Annotated in this window: 8 protein-coding genes and 1 pseudogene; 4 read left to right on the top strand and 5 right to left on the bottom strand. The window is 33.7% G+C overall.

Translation table 11 applies throughout. The annotated features are described in order from the left end of the window. From BLV53_RS16700 to BLV53_RS16685, 4 genes and pseudogenes are all read right to left on the bottom strand, one after another. Positions 1-681: pseudogene (locus BLV53_RS16700) on the bottom strand (hypothetical protein); the annotation flags it as partial. Between the two features lie 248 nt (positions 682-929). Next, a complete protein-coding gene (locus tag BLV53_RS16695) occupies positions 930-1,937 on the bottom strand; it encodes a hypothetical protein (RefSeq protein ID WP_090302751.1) in 1,008 nt (335 codons plus the stop codon). 84 nt (positions 1,938-2,021) lie between these two features. Further along, positions 2,022-2,444: a hypothetical protein gene (locus BLV53_RS16690; protein ID WP_090302750.1), complete on the bottom strand. Its 423-nt coding sequence runs from the start codon at positions 2,442-2,444 to the stop codon at positions 2,022-2,024. A gap of 20 nt (positions 2,445-2,464) precedes the next feature. Further along, a complete protein-coding gene (locus BLV53_RS16685; protein WP_139298998.1) occupies positions 2,465-2,593 on the bottom strand; it encodes an AgrD family cyclic lactone autoinducer peptide in 129 nt (42 codons plus the stop codon). 181 nt (positions 2,594-2,774) lie between these two features. Between BLV53_RS16685 and BLV53_RS16680 the strand changes: the two genes are divergently transcribed. The 4 genes from BLV53_RS16680 to BLV53_RS16665 all read left to right on the top strand — a co-directional run bounded on the left by BLV53_RS16680 (position 2,775) and on the right by BLV53_RS16665 (position 5,901). Next, the gene (locus BLV53_RS16680) at positions 2,775-4,133 is read left to right on the top strand and encodes a GHKL domain-containing protein (protein ID WP_090302748.1); all 1,359 of its coding nucleotides are present in this window, start codon (positions 2,775-2,777) and stop codon (positions 4,131-4,133) included. Then, positions 4,114-4,815 (top strand): LytR/AlgR family response regulator transcription factor, encoded by a 702-nt coding sequence (locus tag BLV53_RS16675; protein ID WP_090302747.1) that lies wholly within the window; start codon positions 4,114-4,116, stop codon positions 4,813-4,815. The genes BLV53_RS16680 and BLV53_RS16675 overlap by 20 nt, the downstream gene beginning before the upstream one ends. 16 nt (positions 4,816-4,831) lie before the next feature. Further along, complete coding sequence (locus BLV53_RS17880) at positions 4,832-5,404, top strand: accessory gene regulator B family protein (RefSeq protein WP_090302746.1); 573 nt, start codon at positions 4,832-4,834, stop codon at positions 5,402-5,404. A 119-nt stretch (positions 5,405-5,523) separates the two neighbouring features. Then, positions 5,524-5,901, top strand: a complete 378-nt coding sequence (locus BLV53_RS16665; protein WP_090302745.1) for a hypothetical protein — start codon at positions 5,524-5,526, stop codon at positions 5,899-5,901. 252 nt (positions 5,902-6,153) lie between these two features. On the opposite strand, the gene BLV53_RS17260 is transcribed toward BLV53_RS16665, so the two are convergent. Further along, a partial coding sequence (locus BLV53_RS17260; protein WP_207646217.1) for a hypothetical protein occupies positions 6,154-6,335 on the bottom strand: 182 nt, incomplete at its 5' end.

Here is a 6,335-nt window from a genome sequence, read left to right as displayed (position 1 = left end):
CCACATTACCTGCCTCTCTGCATCAGCGTGTTGTATATCCTTTGCCCAAGTGTACACATCCGCAGCTATAGCGTAAGAGTCGTACTTCTTTTCAGTAAAATCCTCATATCCACTGGATGAGTTCATGTTTTCAAATGAACCCCAGTCATTTTCCATTTGGATAGTACGATAAGCTGCCCAACTATTAATTGCTCCCTCAACTTTATTGCCGATAGAATCTTGATATGATAGAAATGCAAACATTTCCATATCAGTTGCAGAAGTTGGGTCGACCTCATTAATATGGATATCAAATGTTTTCTCTTCACCATCCAAATCATTCAATGTAATTTGAACAATCGGGTCTTCTTCAGTGGATTCTTCTGCTTCATAAGCTACAACAATGTTACTTTCAACTTTGGAAACAGGGTATGAAGTCATTCCAAGAAACTTTCGATCCTCAGATAAACCTTCAAAAGAAATGTTCTCAATCTCTCCAGCGCGACTCGCAACACTGTTTTGATCCTGCAAAGCTTTATTCATTGCTTGAGCAATTAATGCAAGCTTTTTCTCATCCTCAGACAATTCCTCCTCTGTAACGCTCCCAAATGGCTCCATACTTTCTTCTGTACTCGGTTTTTGTGAATTCATCAATGTACTGTATGAGTATATTGGTGCAACGCCCACACTACCTACGTTCATATTTTTCCTTTCTACCTTTTCTTCGTTTGATAAAACAAAGCAAACAAAAAAAGATTTAAATCATATATAAAAACTATCATTCCTCATTAACTTACAATCATCTTGACCACCCCATTCACTTATAATAGAAAAAGCATTTTTTCAATCTTTCAATCCATTGAAAAAATGCTTTCCTACTAATTCTTATATATATTTATGTCGACTCATTATGTAAAAAATATTAGTTAATTAAGTACTCATGCATTACATTACAAAAAACGCATCGTCTGAGGAGATACAACATATTTGTAGCCGATGTAAATATTTGGCTGCCAGGTAAAACTATAACTATATAGAACTTTTCCCCAAATTTCCCAATTCTGTTTAGCATAATATGTGTTTTCTGGAATGTCAAAAGCTTCTAAATTTCCATATTGAGTCATTTCACGTCCTGCAGAATTTCTGAGGAACTTATAAAAGCCACCCCATGTCCCTCCATTTCCACTATTATCCATACGGAAATCTGTCAAAACTGCTCCATCTGGAATAGCAATATCATTTGTCAGGTTATAATATCTATGTTCGCACGATTTATAATCTGTTCCTCCTTGAGGCTTATATCCAAAATTGAAAGTCAATCCAGAACTTCTCCAACCTGTGCCACCATCTTTATAAGCTGCTCCAAAATATAATGTATATGGTGTATCACTGTATCCTGAACTTGATTGTATACAGATATAATACGTTCCTTCCGATTCAAAATTCAGATAAAATACCTCTGATGTATTTCCTTCCTTAAAATCAATATACCCCTCTGTAACGTCTGAATTAACAACAATCATGTCATAATTGCAATTACTTGGTATATCCATTAAAACAAATGCATATGGCACAGAGGTATCTAATACTTCCATCTTGTACCAATCTACATCTCCGTCATGCAATGTTGCCGATATTCTTTTTCCCATGAGGCCTGTAGTCGCTGTTTCATACTTATTATTAGATTCGTATCTGTCCCCTACACTTGAATTTGCCATTGTGCCTATAGAAATTGGTGCAGATACAGTACCTGGAAAAGATAACCCTAAATCCTCAAAATCTGACTCACTAACAATTGGATACTCATTTTGTAAATCCTCAAACAAAATCTCATCTGTATTGCCATTCTCGAAAAATACTTCTTCATCATCTGTTTCTGCTGCAAAAACCTGTAATGATAATGATACACTCAAGAATAAAATTCCTAATAATCGAAGCACTTTTCCACCTTTGTTCATAAAACACCTCCCAATTTTTTGTTTACCTAAACTGCTTGTCAATGCTTTAAAAACTTATCAAATTCATATGTAAGTCTGCTTCTGTTAATTACTTGAAGCACCAGGAATAATCCTACTTGCACGTATCGTTTGTCTTGGATATCTTAAGGTTTGTGCCTCTGCAGTTACAGCAAATGAATGTATCCCATTCCTTTGATCATATGTATATGGTGTTTTAAAAAACCTTACTTCACCAACTTCTATATTATTTGACCCAAAAATGGTATCTCGATATCTAGTATCTTCCGGACAAACAAAACCATTACATATAACAGATGCTGTACTTGGTCTTCCTACATATTCAATATAAACATAAATCTCACCTGTTGTATCCTCATAAGTCATATCGTGTATTATGATTTGTGTCAACGTAGGTGCTGGTACAGCTTCAACACTCAATGGTCTTGCAAGCGCCAACAAAAATACAAACATCATAACCAATGTGGTAATTTTTTTTACTATTTTCATAAACTCACGCCTCCTCTTACTTATTTCTTTAGTTTCTGCGGAACTTTAGGCTCATAAAACCTTCCGAAACATAAACAGTTAGCCTTTTTCTTAGCCACATATTCCGTAGCCTGCAATACTTTCTTAGCCATAATCTGTCTTTTACTCATGCCGCTCCCCTCCTCCAACAGATACATTTTCTGACTCAAATATATCATCTACCAAAATCATTTCAATAGATAGTGCACGAACGACACGATTAGGAGCACGAACAACATTCAACGGTCTTGTTGCTTTTTTATGGTAATGATAAACTAATGTTGAACATCAAATATATGAGGGGAGGATAATATGACACTAACATCCTATATATGGGAACTAATTATAAACATTGTAGAATCCAGTCTACTATGCATCTTCTTAAATGATAAACTAACGTCAAAAACAGATTTCCCCTTACTCGCAAAAATTCTATATTTGCTAGGAATCATGGTATCCACAAGTTTACTAAGCCTATTTCATATTTCAATACCTATTCGTTTCTCTCTTATTTTCTTCATATGTATCCTTTTCTCTGCTATCTTTTACAGTGACTCTGTGTCAAAAAAAATAATATGGACAAGTATCTATTTTGTTATTTGCTTATCTGCCGATAGTATCGTCGCATTAATTCCTCAGTTATTCTTTAATGCCAATACTATTGCTACTAATGCAGGCGGAGCTCTTAGAGTTCCATTTACATTGCTGTACATAGCTACAATCGCTTCATTTGTTTTTATTTTCCACTATATTAAGAACAATGAGTTAAGCATGACTCGTTTCCAAAGAATAATCTATATTTTAGTATGTATCATAGGGTTCTTCTTCGGAGAATATATAACATCTATAACATTAGAATCCGCTGAAAAATTCAACGACAAGTCATTCACCAATAACATGATTTTGGTATGCACAATCTATATATCCCTATTTCTTTTACTACTAATATTCATATACAAATTAGCGTATGCAAATGCCTTAAATATCGAATTAACCACTAAGCAACAACTATTTGAACTAGAAAAGAAAGAATTTTCTAATCTTATAGCATCTACTGAATCATTAAGACAGATGAAGCATGAGCTGACTCTGCATTTAAATACTATCAACTACTTATTAAAAGAATCAAAAGTAAATGACGCCATGGGTTATATCCGCCAATACCTAAGTGTAGTTGATGACTCACACCATCTCCCTGCAACGGGTAACACTGCAATTGATTGTATTATTTCAACTACAATTCCAGAAGCAAAATCGAAGGGGATTCGTATAAGGACCTCTATTTTCATACCAGACTTATTTCCTTTAGATGACCTTAGCACATGTGCTTTGTTGGGAAATCTATTCACTAACTCTATAGAAGCCTGTATGGAACTAAAGGCCTCAGATACGACAATTGAACCATTTATCGATTTTTCAATAAAACCCATACAAAATATGATGCTGATTAAAATTGATAATTCTTTTAATGGAGAATATAAAGTAGATAACCAAAACCACTTTTTATCTAGAAAAAGAAACTTTTCTAAACCAGGACTTGGATTAAAGAGAATCGAAGAAATCACAGCGCAATTCGACGGAATTATTGATATTAATACTAACAATAACATTTTTACTATATCTATTATGTTTCCACTAGTGGAGGGATCCAATGAATATTGCAATAATTGAAGACAATCCTGTAGAATCAAATCGTCTTAACGATATTATCAATAATTGGAGTAAGACTAAAAAAGTTAAAAATGATATATTATCCTATTCATCCGCAGAAGCTTTTCTCAAAGCTAATGAAACCATTCCAAAAATCTCAGTCATTTTTCTTGATATTGAGATGAGCGGAATGTCAGGCATAGAGCTTGCACATAACCTTAGAAATATGAATTATGATGGGGAAATTATCATAATAACTGCTTTTCAGGAATATGTATTTCAGGGATACAATGTTCACGCATTAAATTACTTATTAAAGCCAGCAGAACCTGTCAGCATTGGTAAATGCCTTGATGATGTTTATAAAAAATCTCTTAGCGAAGTCTATACATACCACTTCCGCTCAGATGTTATATCTATTCCATTCGCAGACATAATTTGCTTTGTAAGTAACCTTCATAATGTTGATATAGTAACTGCTGACAAAACTTATTCTGAGCACAAATCATTTGGGGATGTTGTTAATAATCTTCCGTCTACGTTTGTACAAGTACATCGTTCTTTTGTAGTGAATCTTGCCCATGTATATAGTATTTCTAAAAATACTATAAAACTATCAAATGGTACCGAAGCCAGCATCGGGCGTTCCTTTGCAAAGGATTTATCAACTAAATTTATTAATTATTCTACAAGATTAGATTAAAAGGGATTCTTCAAAAATGCACAGTTTATCCAAACTCATTGTTACCAGACTTATCAGTATTTCTAGTACTAACTATTCTTCTGATGATATCGACGTCTTTATCTATGGAGTAGAATGTACCCTAAATGAAGTTCTCACAGATTCAATTATTATTCTGTGGGGAATTTATACACATACTGTTATAGAACTATTAGTCTGGCTTACTGTTTTTACCCTCTTTAGGCACCAAACTGGAGGGCTTCATTCAAAAAGTAATATACGATGCTTTTTATATACCATCACCTTAGGTATATCAGTTGCGTTTTTCAGTAAAATGAATATCACATTTTGTGAGGAGTTACTCATTTATGCATTTTCAATTACCATAGTTCTACTATTAGCTCCAAGAGAAAATTCTAAAATTGCCCTCACTAACTATGAAACAAAACAAAAAAAGTTTTTTTCAACAATAATTGTTATCATAACTTTTATGATATCTCTATTCTGCCCGCATAACATAAAAACGTCGCTAGACTACTCTATCTTTGTAAATTGCATTTTGCTCATACTAGATTATTTACTAAAAGATATAATGCATCTACTAAACTAAATATTCCCCCAAATGTTATTCGTGCTCCTAATAATGTTATTCGTGCACTATCTATTGAAAACAAAATAGGACATGATATATTCAAGTTAACCTATAAATTCTGTAGGAGGTGCAAACAGATGAACAGTATGATGAAAAAAGCAATCACGATTTGCTTAAGTTTGTGTTTGATTTTAGCAATGACTCTAACTGTAGAAGCAAAGTATGTCCCTAAACAATGGAGGTGTAAAACTTGCAATAAAACATGCACAAGTTATGGATATGATCCTAAATATGGTGGAGTTACTCAGACTCAAAATGCAGGGAACTATTGTCCTGTATGTAAGGAAATAGTGCCCGCAGGAGAAGTACATATGTATATGTGGGATTTTGATAGATATTATTTCCTGTGCGATAGTTCGAGTGGTAAACATAAAAATTATCAAGATAGGGTATTTTACCATGATTTTGAGCAACCAGTATCCGAACATTACACGAATGGTATAAGAGATTTCTAAAATGACATCAATGTCTTTATAGTTTGTCGGATAACAATTAAAAACACGTAGGATGCGCTTATTTCAACGGAATGAAGTTGGAATAGGCGCTTTTTTATCCTTATAGCCGCTCTAGCAGTAAGCGGTAAATATAAAGCCCTTTAGTTGACGCTTACATATATCCTGGTAGACTAACAGATTAAAATAATAGCCTTAATCTCCTTTTTATAGGGATAGGGGCTTGCCCTTTTTCTCAAGAATGTAGGGGGCTGGTTACTTATTTCTCGTATCTATGTCATCAAGATTGTATGTAATAATAGGCTTGTTATTATAAACAAAAGCTATTTTAGTAGTATTAGGATGTAGGAATGCAGTAAAATTATCTTCTTCTAGATTCTTCATGGATAAATCTCTATAACTCATTAGTGTTATGTTCAATGTCTCACCATCGTGTG

The sequence above is a fragment of the Pseudobutyrivibrio sp. ACV-2 genome (assembly GCF_900107545.1).
Taxonomy (GTDB): domain Bacteria; phylum Bacillota; class Clostridia; order Lachnospirales; family Lachnospiraceae; genus Pseudobutyrivibrio.
The sequence above is the reverse complement of the archived record's forward strand: the minus strand, read 5'-3'. Positions and strand labels throughout refer to the sequence as shown.

What these genes read in the sequence shown, in the direction of transcription:
- BLV53_RS16695 (WP_090302751.1), bottom strand. Translation starts at nt 1,937, where the DNA reads ATGAACAAAGGTGGAAAAGTGCTTCGATTATTAGGAATTTTATTCTTG.
- BLV53_RS16690 (WP_090302750.1), bottom strand. Translation starts at nt 2,444, where the DNA reads ATGAAAATAGTAAAAAAAATTACCACATTGGTTATGATGTTTGTATTT.
- BLV53_RS16685 (WP_139298998.1), bottom strand. Translation starts at nt 2,593, where the DNA reads ATGAGTAAAAGACAGATTATGGCTAAGAAAGTATTGCAGGCTACGGAA.
- BLV53_RS16680 (WP_090302748.1), top strand. Translation starts at nt 2,775, where the DNA reads ATGACACTAACATCCTATATATGGGAACTAATTATAAACATTGTAGAA.
- BLV53_RS16675 (WP_090302747.1), top strand. Translation starts at nt 4,114, where the DNA reads ATGAATATTGCAATAATTGAAGACAATCCTGTAGAATCAAATCGTCTT.
- BLV53_RS17880 (WP_090302746.1), top strand. Translation starts at nt 4,832, where the DNA reads ATGCACAGTTTATCCAAACTCATTGTTACCAGACTTATCAGTATTTCT.
- BLV53_RS16665 (WP_090302745.1), top strand. Translation starts at nt 5,524, where the DNA reads ATGAACAGTATGATGAAAAAAGCAATCACGATTTGCTTAAGTTTGTGT.